Annotated in this window: 13 protein-coding genes; 10 read left to right on the forward strand and 3 right to left on the reverse strand. The window is 64.5% G+C overall.

Translation table 11 applies throughout. The annotated features are described in order from the left end of the window. Nucleotides 1-40 precede the first annotated feature (40 nt). Complete coding sequence (locus XI08_RS31765) at nt 41-481, forward strand: DUF3592 domain-containing protein (RefSeq protein WP_271577395.1); 441 nt, start codon at nt 41-43, stop codon at nt 479-481. Here XI08_RS31765 and XI08_RS31770 read toward each other — a convergent pair. Together XI08_RS31770 and metC are read right to left on the reverse strand one after the other, a co-directional pair. Beyond that, the gene (locus tag XI08_RS31770; RefSeq protein WP_271577396.1) at nt 452-2,143 is read right to left on the reverse strand and encodes a Na/Pi cotransporter family protein; all 1,692 of its coding nucleotides are present in this window, start codon (nt 2,141-2,143) and stop codon (nt 452-454) included. The genes XI08_RS31765 and XI08_RS31770 overlap by 30 nt on opposite strands. 154 nt (nt 2,144-2,297) lie before the next feature. Continuing rightward, a complete protein-coding gene (metC, locus tag XI08_RS31775) occupies nt 2,298-3,482 on the reverse strand; it encodes a cystathionine beta-lyase (protein ID WP_271577397.1) in 1,185 nt (394 codons plus the stop codon). A 380-nt stretch (nt 3,483-3,862) separates the two neighbouring features. Between metC and XI08_RS31780 the strand changes: the two genes are divergently transcribed. From XI08_RS31780 to XI08_RS31810, 7 genes are all read left to right on the forward strand, one after another. After that, nucleotides 3,863-4,879: an amino acid ABC transporter substrate-binding protein gene (locus XI08_RS31780; RefSeq protein ID WP_271577398.1), complete on the forward strand. Its 1,017-nt coding sequence runs from the start codon at nt 3,863-3,865 to the stop codon at nt 4,877-4,879. 26 nt (nt 4,880-4,905) lie between these two features. Continuing rightward, a complete protein-coding gene (locus tag XI08_RS31785; RefSeq protein WP_271577399.1) occupies nt 4,906-6,111 on the forward strand; it encodes an amino acid ABC transporter permease in 1,206 nt (401 codons plus the stop codon). After that, on the forward strand, nt 6,108-7,628 hold the full coding sequence (locus tag XI08_RS31790) for an amino acid ABC transporter permease (RefSeq protein WP_271577400.1): 1,521 nt from the start codon (nt 6,108-6,110) through the stop codon (nt 7,626-7,628). The genes XI08_RS31785 and XI08_RS31790 overlap by 4 nt, the downstream gene beginning before the upstream one ends. An 11-nt stretch (nt 7,629-7,639) precedes the next feature. Beyond that, nucleotides 7,640-8,377 carry an amino acid ABC transporter ATP-binding protein gene (locus tag XI08_RS31795; RefSeq protein ID WP_027542726.1) on the forward strand — a complete coding sequence of 246 codons (738 nt, stop codon included), beginning with the start codon at nt 7,640-7,642 and terminating at the stop codon, nt 8,375-8,377. Nucleotides 8,378-8,478: 101 nt separating this feature from the next. Beyond that, nucleotides 8,479-10,719, forward strand: coding sequence for a tetratricopeptide repeat protein (locus XI08_RS31800; RefSeq protein WP_271577401.1), 2,241 nt, complete (start codon nt 8,479-8,481; stop codon nt 10,717-10,719). 203 nt (nt 10,720-10,922) lie between these two features. Beyond that, nucleotides 10,923-13,163, forward strand: coding sequence for an O-linked N-acetylglucosamine transferase, SPINDLY family protein (locus XI08_RS31805; protein WP_271577402.1), 2,241 nt, complete (start codon nt 10,923-10,925; stop codon nt 13,161-13,163). A 144-nt stretch (nt 13,164-13,307) separates the two neighbouring features. After that, complete coding sequence (locus XI08_RS31810) at nt 13,308-15,545, forward strand: O-linked N-acetylglucosamine transferase, SPINDLY family protein (protein WP_271577403.1); 2,238 nt, start codon at nt 13,308-13,310, stop codon at nt 15,543-15,545. A gap of 63 nt (nt 15,546-15,608) precedes the next feature. Here the strand turns inward: XI08_RS31810 and XI08_RS31815 are convergent, their stop codons facing one another. Further along, nucleotides 15,609-16,643 carry a cysteine synthase A gene (locus tag XI08_RS31815; protein WP_271577404.1) on the reverse strand — a complete coding sequence of 345 codons (1,035 nt, stop codon included), beginning with the start codon at nt 16,641-16,643 and terminating at the stop codon, nt 15,609-15,611. Nucleotides 16,644-17,348: 705 nt separating this feature from the next. Here XI08_RS31815 and XI08_RS31820 point away from each other — a divergent pair. Both XI08_RS31820 and XI08_RS31825 read left to right on the forward strand, forming a co-directional pair. Further along, nucleotides 17,349-18,833 (forward strand): efflux transporter outer membrane subunit, encoded by a 1,485-nt coding sequence (locus XI08_RS31820; RefSeq protein WP_271577405.1) that lies wholly within the window; start codon nt 17,349-17,351, stop codon nt 18,831-18,833. Next, nucleotides 18,823-20,256: an efflux RND transporter periplasmic adaptor subunit gene (locus XI08_RS31825; protein ID WP_271577406.1), complete on the forward strand. Its 1,434-nt coding sequence runs from the start codon at nt 18,823-18,825 to the stop codon at nt 20,254-20,256. The genes XI08_RS31820 and XI08_RS31825 overlap by 11 nt, the downstream gene beginning before the upstream one ends. The last annotated feature ends 6 nt before the right edge of the window (nt 20,257-20,262 follow it).

A 20,262-nucleotide genomic window follows, 5' to 3' on the forward strand; every position in this document is an offset into this window, starting at 1 on the left:
AAGGCTCCGTGCGGCAGGGCATCCGGATTTCCCGATCGGCATGCGCAAATTATCGATAGTCCTGTTCGTGTCGGTTGTTCTGGTCGGCCTGGTCCTGCTTGGGCTCGGCCTTGTCGAGCTTGGCAGCACCGTCGCATTCCTCGCGAGAGCCGAGCAGGCGGACGCGCGTTTCGCCGGCGCTGTCGCACGAAGCGGCGGCAATCATGGCGGGACGTTTCTCTATCCGACGTTTCAATTCGTGACGGGCGACGGCCGCTCGATGACCTTCACGTCGTCGTCAGGATCGACCGCGCAGCCCTATTCGGACGGTGAACGGGTCAGGATCGCCTACGATCCCCGCCGGCCCGAGGATGCGCGGCTGCTGTCGTTCCTGACGCTGTGGATCGCTCCGGTCCTGCTTTGCGGCGCGGGCCTGCTCCTGGCGGGCGGCGCGGTCATTCTACGTGCCGGGCTAGCGCGGCAGCGCCGAGGCCGCACCTGACTCGGGCAGGGTGGCTGTCTCGGTCTCGGTCCTGCGATACGGCTCGCCCGCGGCATCCAGCACGGGATAGGCGACCGAGCAGATATGCGAGTGGATGCGGCGCAGATCGCGCAGCACGTCGAGATGCAGCGAGGTGGTCTCGATGGTCTCGGGGCGGCCCTCGCGCAGGCGGTCGAGATGGCGCTCGACGGCGGCAAGCTCGGTATTCTTCAGCGTGGTCTTCTCCACCAGCAGCTTGCGCGCTTCATTCGCATCGCCCGACATGAACACGCCGAAGGCGATTCGCAGCGATTCCATCGTGCGCTTGTGGAAGGCTGCGAGCTCCTCGGAGCCCTCGGCCGAGAACTGGAAGCGGCGCTTGATCTTCTTGGTCGCAAGCTCGCTCAGGCTCTTGTCGATGATGTCGCCGATGTGTTCGAGGTTGATGGCGAAGGAGATGATCTCCATCGCGCGCTGCCCCTCGCTGTCGTCGAGGCTGCCCCGCATGAGTTTCGTCACGTAAAGCTTGATGGCTTCATCCAGGCCGTCGACGACATTGTCCATCTTCGAGACCTGGTCCACCAGGGCACGGTCGCCCGTCATCATCGCGGCCATGACCTTGCGCAGCATCACCTCGACGAAGTCGCCCATCCGCAGCGTCTCGCGGGCGGCGTCGGCGAGCGCCAGCGATGGCGTCTCCAGCGCGGTCTCGTCGAGATAGCGCGGGCGTGCGGGGTCGGTCTCCTGCACGCGATCGGGCAAGAGGCGGGTCAACAGGCGCGACATGGTGTCGAGCAGACCGATGAAGATGATGGCGGTGCCGACATTGAAGGCGATGTGAAAGGCCGCCGTCATCCTGGCGAGATCCGGCTGCCAGGCGTGCATGTGCTCGGCGATCACGCTCAGAAATGGCAGCACCAGTGCAATCCCGACCACGCGGTTGACGAGATTGCCAACCGGCAGGCGGTAGCTCGCGGGATCGTCGCGCCTGGCCCCTTCGAACACGGGGTTGATGGCGCTGCCGAGATTGGCCCCCAGCACCAATGCCAGCGCTGCATAAGGCGTGATGAACTGCGAATAGGCCAGCGACATGATCAGCAGCACGCTGGCGACGCTCGAATGCACCGCCCAGGTGACCAGCGCGGCGACGACGATGCACAGGATGGGATCACCCGTGATCGCCGCCATCGCAACGCGCACGCCGGGCGCGTTCTCGGCCGGCGCCAGCGTGTCGAGCAGGATGTGCAGCGACAGCAGCATCAATCCGAGGCCGATGCAGACGCGGCCGATGTCCTTGATCCGCGAGCGCGGTCCGGAGCGGAAGGCGACGAGGCCGAGCACGAACAGCACCGGCGCGACAGCGGCGATGTTGAACGAGAGCACCTGCACGATCAGCGTCGTGCCGACATTGGCCCCCAGCATGATGGCAAGCGCGGCGGCGAGGCTGACGAGGCCTTCGGCGGTGAACGAACTGGTGATCAGGGCGGTCGCGGTGCTGCTCTGGAGCAGCGCGGTGAGCCCGAGGCCGGCGGCGAAGGCGCTGACGCGGTTGCCGAGCGCCTTGCCGAGGAGGCGGCGGAGGTCGGGGCCGAAGGCACGCAGGATCCCGCTGTGGACCATGTGCAGGCCCCACAACAACAGCGCCACGCCGCCCATCAGATCGAGCAGAACCAACGTTCCCATGCTCCGTGTCCGGACTAGAGTCGATTGGTGAAGCTAGCGCCAAATGCTTGAGGTTCAAACCATTTGTTGGCGCGTCGGCGTTAACGTTTGCGATGGCGGCGCGTTCCCGAGGCGCGGATGCCGCGTCCTCAGGCGCGATGCCTTGTGAGCAGGCTCACATTGCTGCTTTGAGGGCAGCGAAGCCGCGATCGAGATCGGCCTTGAGGTCGTCGGTGCTTTCGAGTCCGATGTGGAGACGCAAGGTAGGGCCGCCCGGCGCCCACTTGGTCGCGGTGCGATAGCCGTCGCAGTCGAAGGGAATCGCAAGGCTCTCGAAGCCGCCCCAGGAGAAGCCCATGCCGAACAGCTTGAGCGTGTTGAGCATGGTGTCGACGGCCTTCTGCGGCGCCGGCTTCAGCACGATGCTGAACAGGCCCGAGGCGCCGGTGAAGTCGCGCTTCCAGATCGCGTGGCCCGGATCGGTCTCGAGCCCGGGATGCAGCACGCGCGCGACCTCGGGGCGCGCGGCGAGCCAGCGCGCCATGTCGAGGCCGGAACGATGATGCTGCGCGAGCCGCACCGACAGCGTGCGCAGGCCGCGCAGCGCCAGGAAGACGTCGTCGGGGCCGGCGCAGACGCCGAGCAGGCGGATGCCCTCGGCAATCTGCGGCCAGGCCTTGGCGTTGGCCGAGATGGTGCCGAACATGATGTCGGAATGGCCCCCGATATATTTGGTCGCCGCCTGCATGCTGATGTCGACACCCTGCTCGAGCGAGCGGTGATAGAGCGGGGTTGCCCAGGTGTTGTCATCGATGACGAGCGCGTCGCGGGCATGCGCGACCTCGGCGATGGCGCGGATGTCGGGCATCTCGAACGTTTGCGAGCCCGGCGCCTCGACCAGCACCGCACGCGTGTTGGGCTTGAACAGCTTGTCGATGCCGGCGCCGATCAGCGGATCGAAATAGGTGGTCTCGACGCCGTAGCGGGCGAGCATGCCGTTGCAGAAATTGCGCGAGGGCCGATAGACGTTGTCGCAAACCAGAATGTGGTCACCGGTCTTCAGCACCGAGAGCAGGGTGGTGGAGATCGCCGACAGCCCCGACGGCACGATGCCGACGCCGGCGCATTGCGGCCTCTCCAACGCCATCAGCGTGTCCTGGAAAGCCCTGGTCGTCGGGGTGCCATGGCGGCCGTATGTGAACTCGCCGCGATGGGCATGCAGGTCCTCGGCGGTCGGATAGAGGACGGTCGAGCCGTGGAACACCGGCGGATTGACGAACCCCTTCTGCGCCTTGGTGTCGCGGCCGGAGGTCACCAGCCGGGTCTCGGCCTGCTGCTGGGAGGGGGGCGAGGAATCCATGCGTCTGCTTTCAAAACTGCGTTTCCGCCAGGCGCGATGCGCCCCGCGGGCCGGCCGAAAGGCCGCTGTCGTTAATAACAGAACACAGAAGAGTCCCGTCAACCCCTTGACCCGGCTCGCCAGTCGTTCTGTGATGCGCAGGTGCTATTCAGTCGCCGCATGTTGAGGGGCCTGCCGCGACCTTCGATCCATCGTCTGACCGGACCTTGCGCCACAGCCATAATGGCGGGCGCCTGCGGCGGGGATTAAGGTATGGCCTCCCGAGATCGGCGAGTGTTCGGCAAGGTTTTCCAGCATGACTCTTGCAAGGCTCACCCTGGCAGAGACGATCCTGAGACAACATTCCTGACCTTGAGACGACCTTGAAAGGCCTTCACCCCATGAAACGCGTAACCCTGGCTCTCACCCTTGCTCTGGCCGCCGGCCTGACTGCCCAAGCCGCCGATGCGCAAACACTCAAGACCGTCAAGGACCGGGGCACGCTGTCCTGCGGCGTCAGCCAGGGCCTGCCGGGCTTCTCCGCGCCCGACGACAAGGGCAACTGGACCGGGCTCGACGTCGACATCTGCCGTGCGATCGCGGCGGCCATCTTCAATGACCCGACCAAGGTCAAGTTCGTGCCGACCTCGGCCAAGGACCGTTTCACGGCGCTGCAATCCGGCGAAATCGACGTGCTCTCGCGCAACACCACCTGGACCATCTCGCGCGACACCTCGCTGGGCGCCAACTTCACCGGCGTGACCTATTATGACGGGCAGGGCTTCATGGTGAAGAAGTCGCTCAAGGTGAATTCCGCGCTCGAGCTCAACAGCGCCTCGGTCTGCGTGCAGACCGGCACCACCACCGAGCAGAATCTGGCCGACTACTTCAAGGCCAACAACATGAAGTACGAGGTGATCGCGTTCGGCACCAACGACGAAACGGTCAAGGCCTATGAGGCCGGCCGCTGCGACGTCTTCACCACCGACCAGTCGGGCCTCTACGCCAACCGCCTCAAGCTCGCCAATCCCAATGACCACATGGTGCTGCCCGAGATCATCTCGAAGGAGCCGCTCGGCCCGATGGTGCGCCACGGCGACGACCAGTGGTTCGACATCGTGAAATGGACGCTGTTCGCCCTCGTCACCACCGAAGAGCTCGGCGTGACTTCGAAGAACGTCGACGAGAAGGCGAAACTGGAAAGCCCGGAACTGAAGCGCGTGCTCGGCAGCGACGGCAATTTCGGCGAACAGCTCGGCCTGACCAAGGACTGGGTGGTCCGGATCGTGAAGGCGGTCGGCAATTACGGCGAGGTGTTCGATCGCAACGTCGGCGCGGGCTCGCCGCTCGCCATCAACCGCGGTTTCAACAATCTCTGGAACAAGGGCGGTCTCCAGTACGCGCCGCCGATTCGCTGATCCCGCTTGATCGGCGGCACGCGGCGATGAGCACCGAGGCTCGAAAACCGCCGGCCCAGTTCGCGCTGAAGATCAGGCGCATCCTGGGCGGCAAGGCAGGCTGGAACGGCGTCGCCGTCCAGTTTGCCTTTGCGGCGATCCTGGGCTGGATCGGCTATGAGATCGTCTCCAACGCCCGCGCCAATCTCGAAAACCAGCACATTGCCGCCGGCTTCGGCTTCCTCAGGAACAATGCCGGCTTCGATGTCAACCAGACCCTGATCCCCTACACCGGCTCGGACACGTTCCTGCGCGTGTTCGTGGTCGGGCTCTTGAACACGCTCGTGGTCTCGGTGGTCGGCATCGTCTTCGCCACCCTGATCGGCTTCGTCGTCGCGCTGTGCCGGCTGTCGCCCAACTGGCTGCTGTCGCGCATCGGCGAGCTCTATGTCGAGATCATCCGCAACCTGCCGCTGCTGTTCCAGATCCTGTTCTGGTACCTGGCGGTGCTCGCGGCACTGCCAAATCCGCGGCAGAGCATTTCGCTGCTCGGCTTCGCCTTCGTCAGCAATCGCGGCCTCGTCATTCCGCGTCCGATCGGCGAGAGCGGGTTCGAGCCGTTCCTGGCGATGCTGGTCCTCGGCATTGTCGCATCGCTGGCATTGCGCTTCCATGCGCGGCGCGCACTGTTCCAGCGCGGGCAGGTGATCCGCATCTGGCCTTATGTGCTGGGCCTGCTGTTCGGACTGCCGCTGGTCACGATGCTGATCTTCGGTCTGCCCTTCACCTTCGAGCTGCCGCAGCTCAAGGGCTTCAATTTTGCCGGCGGCTCGCGGATCATCCCGGAGTTCGTGGCGCTGACGGTCGCCTTGTCGACCTATACCGCCGCCTTCATCGCCGAGATCGTGCGCGCCGGCATCCTGTCCGTGCACAAGGGACAGATGGAGGCGGGGTCCTCGCTGGGCCTCAGCCGCGGCACCACGCTCCGGCTGATCGTCGTGCCGCAGGCGATGCGCGTGATCGTGCCGCCGCTGACCAACCAGTATCTCAACCTCACCAAGAACTCCTCGCTTGCCGTCGCCATCGGCTATCCTGACCTGGTGTCGGTGTTCGCGGGCACCTCGCTGAGCCAGACCGGACAGGCGATCGAGATTATCGCCATGACGATGGGCGTCTATCTCTTGATCTCGCTCGTCACCAGCGCCGTCATGAGCGTCTACGGTTGGCGCGTCAGCCGGAGTCTGGGCGCATGACCGACATCACCTCGTCCACCTTCGTCCGCCGGGACCTGCTCACCGAGCGTCCCGCGCCGGTGAAGACCACGGGCTTCGTTGGCCTGATGCGCACGCGCCTGTTCAACTCGCCGACCAACATTCTGCTCACAATCGTGGGCGCCTTGCTGCTCTGGTTCACCATCATTCCCTCGGTCAGGTTCCTGCTGGTCGATGCGGTCTGGGCCGGCACGGATCGCACCGCCTGCCTGACCGAGAATGCCGGATTTACGGTCGGCGCCTGCTGGCCCTACATCCAGGCCAAGCTGCCGCAACTGATCTACGGCTTCTATCCCGAGGCCGAGCGCTGGCGGGTCAACCTCACGCTCGGCCTGGCGGTGGTCCTGCTGGTGCCGCTGCTGGTTCCGCGCCTGCCCTCGAAGGGGCTGAACGCCGGCCTGTTCTTCTTCGCCTTTCCGGTGGTCGCATTCTTCCTGCTGCGCGGCGGCGGCATTGCCGGATTCGGGCTGAGCTGGACGGCCGGCCTCCTGCAATTGTTCGACGACAGCATCATCGGGGCAGGGCGGGCCCTGCTCAATCTCAGCAAGACGTCGGCCATCGCCCCGCTGCTGTGGGTCATCGGCAACCTCGTCGTGCTTGTCGGCACGGCGATCTACTGGCTGATCTTTCCGCTGACCTGGCTGCGCGATCAGCTCCAGGGCACGGGCCAGTCGGTCTGGGCCGATTTCACCATCACCGCCGTGATCGTCTCGCTGATCGCCTTTGTCCTCGGCGGCGGCGTACGTACCGGCTGGCGTGCGCTCGCATCGAGCCTTGTCACCTTCGTCGCCATCGCGATCGTGATCAAGCTGATGGGGCTCGATCATGGCGGGCTGCCGATCGTGGAGACAAGCCTGTGGGGCGGCCTGCTGGTGACGCTGGTGGTCTCCGTCACCGGCATCGTCACCTCGCTGCCGATCGGCATCGCGCTGGCGCTCGGCCGCCGCTCCACCATTCCGCTGATCCGGATCTTCTCGATCGCCTTCATCGAGTTCTGGCGCGGCGTGCCGCTGATCACCGTGCTGTTCTTCGCCACCTACATGCTGCCTTTGTTCCTGCCCGGCAATTTCACGGTCGACGGCCTGGTGCGCGCGCTGATCGGCATCGCGCTGTTCACGGGCGCCTATCAGGCCGAGAACGTCCGCGGCGGGCTCGCTGCGATCCCGCGCGGGCAGGGCGAGGCCGCAGCCGCCCTGGGGCTGTCCTGGTGGAAAACGACCTCGCTGATCGTGCTGCCGCAGGCGCTGCGCCACGTCATTCCGAACCTCGTCAACAGCTTCATCTCGCTGTTCAAGGACACCTCGCTGGTCTCGATCGTGGCGCTGTTCGACCTCCTGGGCTCGCTCAGGGCCTCGTTCTCGGATCCGAAATGGTCGACGCCGTCCACCGCGTTCACGGGCTTTGCCTTCGCGGGGATCATCTATTTTCTGTTCTGCTTCGGAATGTCGCGCTACTCGCTGTTCGTCGAGCACCGCCTCAACGCCCACCGCCGCACCTGATCGAGGCCACCATGTCCGACCCCATCGTCAAGATTTCCGGCCTGAACAAATGGTACGGCGAATTTCACGTCCTGCGCGACATCGACCTCGAGGTGAAGAAGGGCGAGCGCATTGTGATCTGCGGGCCTTCGGGCTCCGGCAAGTCCACGCTGATTCGCTGCATCAATGCGCTGGAGGAATTTCAGGAGGGCGAGATCGTCGTCGACGGCATCGAGCTCGGGCCGAACCTCAAGCATGTCGACGCCGTGCGCCGCGAGGTCGGCATGGTGTTCCAGAGCTTCAATCTGTTCCCGCATCTGACGGTTCTGGACAATTGCACGCTGGCGCCGATCTGGGTCCGCAACATCCCCAAGAGGGATGCGGAGGCGACCGCGATGAAATTCCTGGAGCGGGTCAAGATCCCGCACCAGGCCAACAAGTTTCCGGGCCAGATGTCCGGCGGCCAGCAGCAGCGCGTCGCGATCGCGCGGGCGCTGACGATGAATCCCAAGGTGATGCTGTTCGACGAGCCGACCTCGGCGCTCGACCCCGAGATGGTCAAGGAGGTGCTCGACACCATGGTCGACCTCGCCGAGGAGGGCATGACCATGCTGGTCGTGACCCACGAGATGGGATTTGCCCGCGAGGTTGCCAACCGCGTCGTGTTCATGGACGCCGGCCAGATCATCGAGGCCAACACCCCGAACGAGTTCTTTGCCGCCCCCCAGCACGCCCGCACAAAACTGTTCCTGAGCCAGATTTTGCGGTGAGCACCTGAAAATCCGGTGGCCTCGCCGGTCTAACCGACCCACCAGCTTCGCACCATGCGAATCAGCTTGCCTCTTTTCGGACCATCCTCCGGAGAGAGACCTTGCAGAGCAGTGTCGGCGCGCGCGCATACCAGAATGCGCGTTTGGAAAAGAAGTTGAGGAAGCAGGCGGACGCCGTCATGTCCTTCGCGATCGAGGCGCTCGGGCAGGGCCGATTTGACGAGGTCGAGATACTCTGCCGCGAGATCTTGAAGGAGGTGCCGGATCATTTCCACGCCACGCACCTGCTCGGCCTGCGCGCGTTTGATGGCCGGCGGCTCGATGACGCGGAATTCCTGCTCGAGCGCGCGGTTGCGCTCGATCCGCGTTCGCCGGACGCCCATAGCAATCTCGGGGCCGTGTATTTCGATCTCCAGAAATTCAAGGACGCCCGCGCATGCCAGGAGAAGGCCATTGCGCTGAAGCCGAATTGTCCGATCACCCTGACAAATCTCGGCAATACGATGCTGCACCTCGGCCTCGCCAAGGAAGCGATCGGACTGCACGAACGTGCCATCAGGCTGAAGCCGGACTTTGCCGATGCATTCTGCAATCGTGGCATGGCGCAGCTGATGATCGGCGAGTTCGAACGCGCCGGGGAGAACTTCGATCGCGCCCTGTCGCTTCAGCCGCGCCATGCGGAAGCGATCGCCGGCAAGGGCATGGTGAGCCTCGAGCTCCGGCACTTCGAGGCGGCGGAAGCCGCTCTCGACGTCGCGCTCGCGCTCAAGCCGGGTTCACCGCGGATTCTGGTGCAGCGTGGACGGCTCTATCTGACTCTGTCCCGGCTGCAGCAGGCGGCGGCGGATTTCGACGCCGCGCTGGCGCAATCGCCACGGAACGAGCTCGCGCTGTGCTGGAGGGCGCAAGTCGACATCATGGTGAGGAACACGGCAGGGGCGATGGCGGGCGTCAAGACGCTGCTCGAGGTCAATCCGCAATCCGAGGCGGGAATGGCGCTTCTGGCCTCTTGCTATGCGAACCAGGGAGACATCGCGACGGCGCTCGAACATCTCGATGCGGCGCTGGCGATCGCGCCGGACTTTCCGGAGGCCATCGGGTACAAGATCTTCGTGCTGGATTACCTGCCCGAGGCCGATTTCGTGGTCCAGCAGGCGGCGCGGAAATATTGGTGGGATCAGATCGGCGCCAAACTTCCGCAAAGGGCGCTGTCGCCGCGCAAGCTCGATCCGGACAGACAGATCGTGATCGGATATGTCGCTTCCGAATTCAGGCAGCATTCGGCGGCGTACTCCCTGTTGCCGGTGATGCGCCATCACGATCACGCCAAGTTCAAGATCGTCTGCTATTCCTGTTGGCCGTTGCAGGATGGGATGACCGAGAATTTCAAGGCTTGCGCAGACGTTTGGGTCGAGGCCGCGCAATTTTCGGACGAGGAACTGGCCGATCGTATCCAGGCCGACGGGATCGATATCCTGATCGATGTGTCCGGACATACGACCGGCAGCAGGCTCCATGTCTTCGCCCGCAAGCCGGCCCCCATCCAGGTCACGGGTTTCGGCCACGCCACAGGTACGGGTCTTCAGACCATGGACTACGTGCTCGCGGATCCGATCTTCATTCCGCAATCGGCGCGTCATCTGCTGGCCGAAAAGGTCTATGACCTGCCGAGCCTGATCACGATCGATCCCATCCTGGATGTGCCGCCGTCGGAGCTTCCCATGCTCCGCAATGGCTATGTGACCTTCGGCGTGTTCAACCGCATCTTCAAGATTTCCGACGAGGCCATGCGAGTGTGGTCGAAAGTGATGCGCGAGGTGACGGGATCGAAGATCATCATCAAGAACGGACTGCTCGACGATCCAATGCTGCGCGACCGCCTGGTTGCGCGATTCGTGGCACAGGGCATCGCCGAGGAGAGCGTCATCTGCATGGGTACGACCCCGCGCACCGACCATCTGCGGGCCTTTGCGAATGTCGACATTTCGCTCGATACTTTCCCGCAAAACGGCGGCATCAGCACCTGGGAATCCCTCTATGCGGGCGTTCCGGTCGTCGCCAAGCTCGGCAACGGCTCCTCATCGCGCGCCGGCGGATCGATCGTGGCGGCCGTCGGTCTTGGCGACTGGGTCGCCGATGACGACGAGGGCTATGCCGCGATCGCGTGCAAATATGCCGCCCAGCCCGCCCATCTGGCGAAGCTGCGCGCGGATCTGCCGGCTCAGATCGCCAATTCACCCGCCGGCAACATCGAGATCTACACGCGTGAGGTCGAGGCAGGCTATCGCCAGTTCTGGCGCGACTATTGTGCCGCGGCCTCGGAAACGTGCGACGTTGCGTAGGCAGGTCAGCCGCGCGGGACCGGGACGTGCAAGGCTGAGATGATCGACATCAGCTTTGGACGGCGCGTGTCCGAAGCTGTTCCTGCGCCAGATCCTGCGCCGAGCCCCGGGAAATCCCGGATGCGTCGCCGCTCCGGCTGACCGGCCGGCCTCGGCTGCGAATCAGTTAGACTCTCACCAAGGCCATCCTCCGGAGAGCAACCTTGCAGAACAGCGGCGGCGCGCGCGCATTCCAGAATGCGCGATTGCAGAAGAAATTGATGAAGCAGGCGGATGCCGTCATCTCCGCCGCGGCCGCCGCCTATGGCCAGGGCAGATATGCCGAGACGGAGGCGCTCTGCCGTGAAATCCTGAAAGCGCTTCCGGACCATGTCGACGCCATGCACCTGCTCGGCATGTGCGCGCATGACGGCCGCCGCCTGGAGGAGGCGCAACAGCTGCTCGAGCGCGTGATTGCGCTCGATCCGCGCCTGCACGATGCCCATAACAACCTCGCGACCGTGCATTTCGACCTCGGCGATTTCGAGGAGGCGCGGCGGTGCCAGGAGAGGGCCATCGCGCTGAAGCCGAATTTCGCGGTGGCGCTGACCAATCTCGGCAATACGCTGATGCATCTGGGACAGTACGAGCAGGCGCTCGAGCTGCACGAGCGCGCAATCAAGATCAGGCCGGATTACGCCGATGCGTTCTGCAATCGCGGCATGGTCGAGATATTGCTGGGACAGATCATGCGCGCCAAGGAAAGTTTCGATCGCGCCCTGCTGTTTCAGCCGCGTCACGCCGAGGCCATCGTCGGCAACAGCATGGTCAGCATGGAGCTCCGGCACCACGAGGAGGCGGCAGCCAAGCTCGCCATGGCGCTCGCGATCAAGCCCGGCTCGCCGAGGATCCTGGCCCAGCGTGGGCGGCTCAGTTACGAGTTGCAGCGCCTGGAGCCGGCGCTTGCGGATTTCGAGGCGGCGCTTGCGGTCTCGCCCAAGCTCGAACTGGCTCTCCGGGGCAAGGCTCAGGCCTGCCTCGTGATGGGAAAGACCGCGCAGGCGATGGCGGCCGCAACGGCCTTGATCGAGCAAAATCCGCGCTCCGAGATGGGGCTGGCGCTGATGGGCTTCGCGTATTCGAACCAGGGAGAGATGGACGCCGCGATCGAATATCTCGATCGCGCGCTCGCGATCCGGCCGAACTATGGGGACGCGATCAGGGGAAAGATCTTCTTGCAGGACTACCGCGCCGAAGCCGATTTCGCGCTCCAGCAGGCGGTACGGCGAGATTGGTGGGACTTGATCGGCTCCAAGCTGCCGCGGCGGACACTGCCGAAGCGGCCGCTCGATCCGGAAAAGCGAATTGTGGTCGGCTATGTCGCTGCCGAATTCCGGCAACACTCGGCGGGCCTGACCTTGCTGCCGGTGCTGCGCCACCATGATCACGCCAATTTCGAGATCATCTGTTATTACTCCTGGCCGGGAGCGGACGAGTACACCGCCATGTTCAAGTCAATGGCGGACGTCTGGGTTGACGCCTGGGACCTCTCCGACGACGAACTCGCCGATCGCATTCAGGCTGACAATGTCGACATCCTGATCGACGTATCGGGACACACAACCGGCAACAGGCTGCAGGTCTTCGCGCGGAAGCCGGCCCCGATCCAGGCCACCGGCTTCGGGCACGCGACGGGCACGGGCATGCAGACCATGGACTATGTGCTCGCGGATCCCATTTTCATTCCGCCGCCGGTCCGGCACTTGTTTGCCGAAAAAATCCACGATCTGCCGTGCCTGATCACGATGGAGCCCGTTTCGGATCTGCCGCCTTCCGAGCTGCCGATGCTCCGCAACGGCTACGTCACCTTCGGCGTGTTCAACCGCATCTACAAGATATCGGATGATGCGATCCGTGTGTGGTCGCGCTTGATGCGGGAGCTGCCGGGATCGCGGATCATCCTCAAGCATGGTTTGCTCGATGATCCCCTGCTGCGCGACGGCCTGGTCGCACGCTTCGTGGCGCAGGGCATTGCCGAGGAGAACATCACGTGCCTCGGCACCACATCGCGCAACGATCACCTGTTGGCCTTTGGCAAGGTCGATATTTCCCTGGATACGTTCCCGCAAAATGGCGGCATCAGCACCTGGGAATCGCTCTACACGGGTGTTCCCGTGGTGGCCAAGCTCGGCAACGGTGCCTCCTCGCGCGCCGGCGCCTCCATCGTGGCTGCTGTCGGTCTCGGCGATTGGGTCGCCGAGGATGACGAGGGTTATGTCGAGATCGCCCGGAAATTTGCTTCGCAGCCGGCGCTTCTGGCCGAGTTGCGCGCAAGTCTGCCGGCTCAGATTGCAGCCTCGCCCGCCGGCAATGTTGAGATCTACACGCGTGAGCTCGAAGCGGGTTATCGCCAGTTCTGGCGCGACTATTGTGCAGCCGCCTCGGAAAGCGACGACGCTGCGTAGACAGCTCGGGCGCACCAAGCGGTTCCTCAGTCAGCTCCTGCGTTGAGCCGCGGGATATGCCTGAGCTGTTGCCGGTCCCGCTGACCGGCCGGGCAGGCACACGAATCAGCTAGACTCTTGCCGGGCCATCTCCGGAGAGACACCTTGCAGAGCAGCGCCGGCGCGCGCGCATTCCAGAATGCGCGATTGCAGAAAAAATTGAAGAAGCAGGTGGACGCCGTCATCTCCGCCGCGGCGGGCGCCTATGGCCAGGGCAGGTATGCGGAGACCGAGGCGCTCTGCCGCCAGATCGTGCAAGCCGTTCCGGATCATTTCGACGCCACGCACCTGCTCGGCCTGAGCGTGCAACAGGGCGGGCGCCTGGAAGAGGCGCAACAGCTGCTCGAGCGCGCGATCGCGATCGATCCGCGTTCGCACGAGGCCCACAACAATCTTGCGACCGTGTACGTCGTCCTTCAGAAATTCGAGGCCGCTCGCGCGTGTCAGGAGAAGGCGATCGCGCTGAAGCCGAATTTCACGCCGGCCCTGACCGGCCTCGGCAATACCTTGCTCCACATGAACCTGCCCGAGCAGGCCATCGAGATGTACGATCGCGCGATCGGGCTGAAGCCCGACCATGCCGATGCGCTCTGCAATCGTGGCATGGCCGAGCTGGCGTTGGGCCAGTTTGACCGCGCCAGGCAAAGTTTCGATCGCGCGCTGTTGTTTCAGCCGCGTCACGCCGAAGCGCTCGTCGGCAAAGGCGTGGCCAGTATCGAGCTCAAGCACTACGACGAGGCGGAAGCCGCGCTCGCAGCGGCGCTCGCGATCAGGCCCGGTTCGGCGAAGATCCTGGCGCAACGCGGGCGGCTCAATCTTGCGTTATCGCGGCCGGAGCAGGCGGCAGCGGATTTCGATGCCGCGCTTTCGCTTTCGCCCAAGCTCGAGGTCGCCTTGCGGGGAAAAGCGGAAGTTTCGCTCGGCATGGGGAATACGGCGCAGGCGATCCTGGCGTGCAAGACGTTGCTCGAGGAAAATCCACGCTCCGCGATCGCGTTAGCGCTGCTGAGCGCCTGCTTTGCAAACCAGGGAGAGATCGCAACCGCGATCGAACATCTCGACGTGGCGTTGGCAATCTCGCCGGATCTGGACTTGATCGCGCGGAAGATCCACTTTCTGGACTTTCTCTCAGATGCCGATTTCGCGGTTCAGCAGGCGGCGCGAAAATATTGGGGTGAAACGATCGGCGCCAGAGTGCCGCAAAGGACGCTGGCGCCGCGGCAGCTCGATCCCGACAGGCGGATCGTGATCGGCTATGTCGCTGCCGAATTCTGCTACCACTCGGCGGCGTTCGGCCTGTTGCCGGTGCTCCGCAATCACGATCACGCCAAGTTCGAGATCGTCTGCTATTCGTGCTCGCCGTTACGGGATGAGATGACCGCTCAATTCAGGTCGATGGCGGACGTCTGGGTCGACGCCTGGCAGCTTTCGGACGACGAACTGGCCGATCGTATTCAGGCCGACAACGTCGATATCCTGATCGATGTGTCCGGGCATTCGACCGGTAACAGGCTCCCTGTCTTCGCCCGGAAGCCGGCTCCGATCCAGGTCACGGGTTTCGGACATGCCACCGGTACCGGCCTTCAGGCCATGGATTACGTGCTCGCGGATCCGATCTTCATTCCGGAATCGGCGCGCCATCTGCTTGCCGAAAAGGTCCATGACCTGCCGTGCCTGATCACGACCGATCCCATCCTGGATGTGCCGCCCTCGGAGCTCCCCATGCTCCGCAACGGCTACGTGACCTTCGGCGTCTTCAACCGGATATCCAAGATCTCGGACGAGGCAATCCGCGTGTGGTCGAAAGCGATGCGAGAGGTGACCGGATCGAAGATCATCATCAAGCATACCCTGCTTGACGATCCATTGCTGCGTGACCGCCTGATCGCGCGGTGCGTGGCAGAGGGCATTGCCGAAGAGAACGTCATCTGCATGGGCTCGACACCGCGCCACGAGCACTTGGCGGCCTTTGGGGACGTCGACATATCCCTCGATACGTTCCCGCAAAATGGCGGCGTCAGCACCTGGGAATCCCTGTATGCGGGCGTTCCGGTCGTCGCCAAGCTCGGCAACGGCGCCTCCTCGCGCGCCGGTGCCTCCATCGTGACCGCCGTCGGCCTTAACGACTGGGTCGCCGAGGATGACGACGGTTACGCCGCGATCGCCTGCAAATATGCATCGCAGCCCGCCCATCTGGCGAAGTTGCGCGCGGAGCTGCCGGCTCAGATCGCGGCTTCGCGCGCCGGCAATGTCGAAGTCTACACGCGCAGGGTCGAGGCGGGTTACCGCCAGTTCTGGCGCGACTATTGTGCTTCGGCGCCGAAAGACGGTGAGGGCGCTTGATCCCGCCGACGGGGGCGAAAACCGCGTGTCGCAGGGGCCGCCGTCCGCCCCGGCGGCCTGGAGCTAGACGAACGGCGGCTTGATGTTGCTGCGCTTCTCCAGCCATTCCGGCACCGGAAGGTTCTTGGCGCGCATAAAGTCCGCATTGAAGAGTTTCGACTGATAGCGGCTGCCGGAATCGCAGAGCACGGTGACGATGGTCTTGCCGGGCCCGAGCTGCTTGGCCAGCCGCATCGCGCCGGCGATGTTGATCCCGGTCGAGCCGCCGAGGCACAGGCCCTCGTGCTGGAGCAGGTCGTAGATCACCGTGACGGCGTCGGTGTCGGGAATGAGATAGGCGTCATCGACCTTCGCGCTCTCGACGATCGCGGTCGCCCGGTTGAGGCCGATACCCTCGGTGATCGAACCGCCCGGCGTCGCCTTGGCTTCGCCGGTCCTGAAATACTCGAACATGCCAGCGCCATGCGGGTCGGCACAGGCGATCCGGACGTTCTTGTTCTTTTCATTCAGAAAGCGGCTGACGCCGGCGAGCGTGCCGCCGCTGCCGACCGAGCAGACGAACCCGTCGACCTTGCCGCCGGTCTGCTCCCAGATCTCCGGCCCCGTGGACTCGTAATGCGCTTTCGCATTGTCGAGGTTGTTCCATTGGTCGGCGAACAGCACGCCATTGGGCTCGGTCTTGCGCAGCTCGTCGGCGAGCCGGCGGCCGACATGCTGGTAGCTGTTGGGATTGGCGTAAGGAAGGGCCGGCACCTCGATCAGCTCGGCGCCGCAAAGCTTGAGAAAGTCCTTCTTCTCCTGGCTCTGCGTCTCCGGGATCACGATCAGCGTGCGGTAGCCGCGGGCACTCGCCACGACCGCGAGCCCGATGCCGGTGTTGCCGGCGGTTGCTTCCACCACGAGACCGCCGGGCTTGAGCTCGCCGCGCTTCTCGGCCTCCAGGATCATCCACTTGCCGGCGCGGTCCTTCACCGACTGGCCGGGATTCATGAACTCGGCCTTCCCCAGAATGGTGCAGCCGGTCGCCTCCGAGGCGCGCTTGAGCTTGATCAGCGGGGTGTTGCCAATGGCTTCGACAACGTCGTTTCGAATGGTCATGTCAGGGGGAAATCGCTGGCAAGGGGTTGATCAGGTTGGCCAGAACCTAGTGCCTGGGAGACCAAAGGGAAAGGCTTTTGCGCTGCGGCGAAACGGGTGGAAGTGACCGCTCAGGCAATCATATTTTGGGGAAAGATCAGCGAGGAGCTGCGGCGCCGCATCTCGGTGGCATGATTTGTCGGACAACTGTCAGGGCATGGAAGATAATGGTCGTTGCGGCCAACCCTCGCGCCAAATTCCCGCCGGCCGAGCGATGGGGACGACCCACCTGCGCAACAGCTGCGTATTCCTTCTCGATCGTTGACGGCTTGGTGAGAATGGCTCGCCACGCTTTGAGGTGGAGCTTAAGCCGCATAGAGCTTGTTGCCGGCCAATGCGCAGCCGGATCAAACGGATCCGAGCGGGTGTGGCGCCGATATCACATGAAATCTTGGTAAGCTTGAATCCGCTTCGTGACAGCAGGAAAATACGAAAAGTCTCTGCAAGACAGCCATATCTTTCACTTTCGTGGCGCGGATATCGACGCATTCGGGCCGCCATCTCGCACCTGCGGGACTGTCCCGCTGTTCCGCGCCCGGCTAGGATGAATCTCAAGGTTCCGCTGAAAGCATCACCTGTGAACGAGTTGCAGAAAGCCCCCCGACTGTCCCGCCGCGAATCGGTTAATCCGGCTGCGCGGTGGCGGCTCGTTCTGCCCGGCGGGGGGTGGATGTGACACAGCATGTTCCGGCGATCGTCCTGCGGCGGTCTCTAGGTTCTGCGTCCCGGACGCGTCGTGCGGCGCGCTGGCTCGGAGTGCTGTGCCTCGCCGCCAGTTCAGGTGCCTGCATGCTGACGCAGGATCTTCCGGATCCCGCGCTCGATGTTCCCGCGCAGTACAAATACGCCGGGAAGGGGGATACGCCGCCGTCGCTGGATTGGTGGCGCGGCTTCCGTTCCGCCGAATTGGCGCAGCTGATGGAGGAGGCGCAGACCGTCAACCTCGACATCGCCGCCGCCGTCTCGCGCATCGTCCAGGCGGACGCCCAGGCGCGGCAGGCGGGCGCGGCGCTGCTGCCGAGCCTGTCCGGCGGCGGGCAGGAGACCTATTCGCGCACGTCCGGCTCCTCAGCCTCAGGACTCACCAATGGCGGCCGTGAGGTCGTCAACTACCAGGCTTCGCTGAGCGCGAGCTACCAGCTCGACTTCTGGGGCCAGAACCGCGACGCGCTGCAGACTGCGGAAGAGACGGCGAACGCCAACCGCTTCGATCGCGACGTCGTCGCACTGACGACGCTCTCCGCCGTCGCCAATGCCTATTTCCAGGTGCTGACCTCGCAGGATCGCATCAGGACCTCCCAGCGCAACATCGCGAGCGCGCAGCGCATCCTCGATGCCGTCAAGGAGCGTCGCAAGGCCGGCACCGGCACCGATCTCGACGTCGCCCAGCAGGAGAGCGTGCTCGCCAACCAGAAGGCGCTGGTGCCGCCGCTGCGCCAGACGCTCGACCAGAATGTCAACGCGCTCGCCGTGCTGGTCTCGCGCCCGCCCGAGAGCGTGCGCGTGCTCGGCGGCTCGCTGGACCGGATCGCGATCCCGCGCGTGACGCCTGGCCTGCCGTCGGAGATTTTGACGCAGCGGCCCGACATCCGCCGGCAGGAGGCGCAGCTTGCCTCGGCGACCGCGAATATCGGCAACGCCCGCGCGCAGTTCTTTCCGACCATCCAGCTCACCGGCAATGGCGGTTATCAGAGCTCGGCGCTGGTGTCGCTGTTCCAGCCGCATGCGGCCTTCTTCCAGCTCGTCGGCAGTGCGACGCAACCGATCTTCGACGGCGGCAAGATCCTCGGCAATTTCGAATTCGCCAAGGCGCGGCAGGACGAACTGCTCCAGACCTACCGCAAGACCATCGTCCAGGCCTTCGCCGACGTCGACAATGCGCTGTTCTCGATCAAGCAGACCACGATCAAGCTGCAATTGCAGCGCGATGTCGTCACCGCCTCACGCCGCGCCTTCGATCTGTCGGAGCAGCAATTGCGCGCCGGCACCGCCGACATCGTGACCGTGCTCAACACCCAGCTGACCCTGTTCCAGGCGGAAGACGCGCTGTCGCAGGCCCAACTCGCACGGCTTCTCGCCATCGTCAGCCTGTATCAGGCGCTCGGCGGCGGCTGGGAACCGAGGATGGAGAGACCGGTCAATGCTCTTTAAGCCGGATAAGAAGGATGACGCGAAGGCGGGGACGGCGAGGAAATCGTCGCGCGGCGGCTTCATCCTGACTCTGGTCACGCTCGCGATCCTCGGCGGCCTCGGCTATCTCGGCTGGACCGTGTGGCATCAGCAGCCGCAGCAGGCGAACGGCCGCAACCAGCGCCCCGACCTGCCGGTGCCGGTGCTGGCGGCAACGCCCCGCATCCAGGACGTCCCGGTCTATCTCGACGGCGTCGGCGCGATCCGCGCGCTCAACACCGTGACCGTGCGCTCGCAGGTCGACGGCAAGCTGATCGCCGTCAATTTCACCGAAGGCCAGGACGTCAAGAAGGGCGACGTGGTCGGCGAGATCGATCCCGCGCTCTATCAGGCGACGTACGATCAGGCGGTCGCCAAGAAGGCGCAGGACCAGGCCCAGCTCGCCAACCAGCGCATCGATTTGACGCGCTACGAGCAGCTCGCCGCCTCCAACGCCGGCTCCAAGCAGCAGGCGGATACGCAGCGCGCGCTGGTCGCGCAGACCGAGGCGCTGGTCAAGGCCGACCAGGCCGCGATCGACAATGCGGCGGCGACGCTGAGCTACACCAAGATCGTTGCGCCGATCTCGGGGCGCGCCGGCCTGCGCCAGGTCGACCAGGGCAACATCATCCACGCCGCCGACACCACGGGCCTCGTCGTCATCACGCAATTGCAGCCGATCGCGGTGTGGTTCAGCCTGCCGCAGCAGCAGATCATGCGGGTCAATGCGGCCGCCGCCAAGGGCACGCTCGCCGTCGACGTGTTCGGCAATGACGGCGTCACCGTGATCGACACCGGCAAGCTGACCGGCATTGACAACCAGGTCGACCAGACCACCGGCACGCTCAGGCTCAAGGCTGAGTTCCCCAACGCCAATTACCAGCTCTGGCCGGGCCAGTTCGTCAACGTCCGCCTCAAGGTCGAGACCTTGATGCAGGCGCTGGTCGTCCCGACATCGGCGGTCCAGCGTGGTCCGATCGGCACCTTCAGCTATGTCATCGGCGAGGGCGATATCGTCTCGGCCAAGCCCGTGACGGTGACGCAGCAGAACGAGCATGACGCGGTGATCGCGAGCGGCCTGTCGCCGAACGACCGCGTCGTGACGACGGGCTTTGCCAATCTGTCCGACGGCGCGAAGGTGGTTGTCGGCCGCGACGAGCAGACGCCGTCGGCCGATCTCGCCCCGCGAAAGCGCACGCGTGCGCCCGACGGACAGAAAAAGGACGGCCAGAAGGATGGTCAGGCCAAGGATGGTCAGAAGGATGGCCAACCGAAGGACGGCGCCAAGGACGGCCAGGAGCGCCGCGCCAAGCGTGTGAGCGGCGAGGGCGACCAGAAGGGCCAGACCGGTCCGGCACCGGCGCAGGGGGCTGAACAATCGGGAAGTGGAGCCAAGCAGCCATGATCCCGA

Origin of the sequence: Bradyrhizobium sp. CCBAU 11361, from assembly GCF_028128935.1 — a bacterium.
Lineage (GTDB): Bacteria > Pseudomonadota > Alphaproteobacteria > Rhizobiales > Xanthobacteraceae > Bradyrhizobium > Bradyrhizobium niftali.

Bases quoted from the DNA above. Each gene is read 5' to 3' on its own strand.
- XI08_RS31765 (WP_271577395.1), top strand. From the start codon at position 41: ATGCGCAAATTATCGATAGTCCTGTTCGTGTCGGTTGTTCTGGTCGGC.
- XI08_RS31770 (WP_271577396.1), bottom strand. From the start codon at position 2,143: ATGGGAACGTTGGTTCTGCTCGATCTGATGGGCGGCGTGGCGCTGTTG.
- metC (WP_271577397.1), bottom strand. From the start codon at position 3,482: ATGGATTCCTCGCCCCCCTCCCAGCAGCAGGCCGAGACCCGGCTGGTG.
- XI08_RS31780 (WP_271577398.1), top strand. From the start codon at position 3,863: ATGAAACGCGTAACCCTGGCTCTCACCCTTGCTCTGGCCGCCGGCCTG.
- XI08_RS31785 (WP_271577399.1), top strand. From the start codon at position 4,906: ATGAGCACCGAGGCTCGAAAACCGCCGGCCCAGTTCGCGCTGAAGATC.
- XI08_RS31790 (WP_271577400.1), top strand. From the start codon at position 6,108: ATGACCGACATCACCTCGTCCACCTTCGTCCGCCGGGACCTGCTCACC.
- XI08_RS31795 (WP_027542726.1), top strand. From the start codon at position 7,640: ATGTCCGACCCCATCGTCAAGATTTCCGGCCTGAACAAATGGTACGGC.
- XI08_RS31815 (WP_271577404.1), bottom strand. From the start codon at position 16,643: ATGACCATTCGAAACGACGTTGTCGAAGCCATTGGCAACACCCCGCTG.
- XI08_RS31825 (WP_271577406.1), top strand. From the start codon at position 18,823: ATGCTCTTTAAGCCGGATAAGAAGGATGACGCGAAGGCGGGGACGGCG.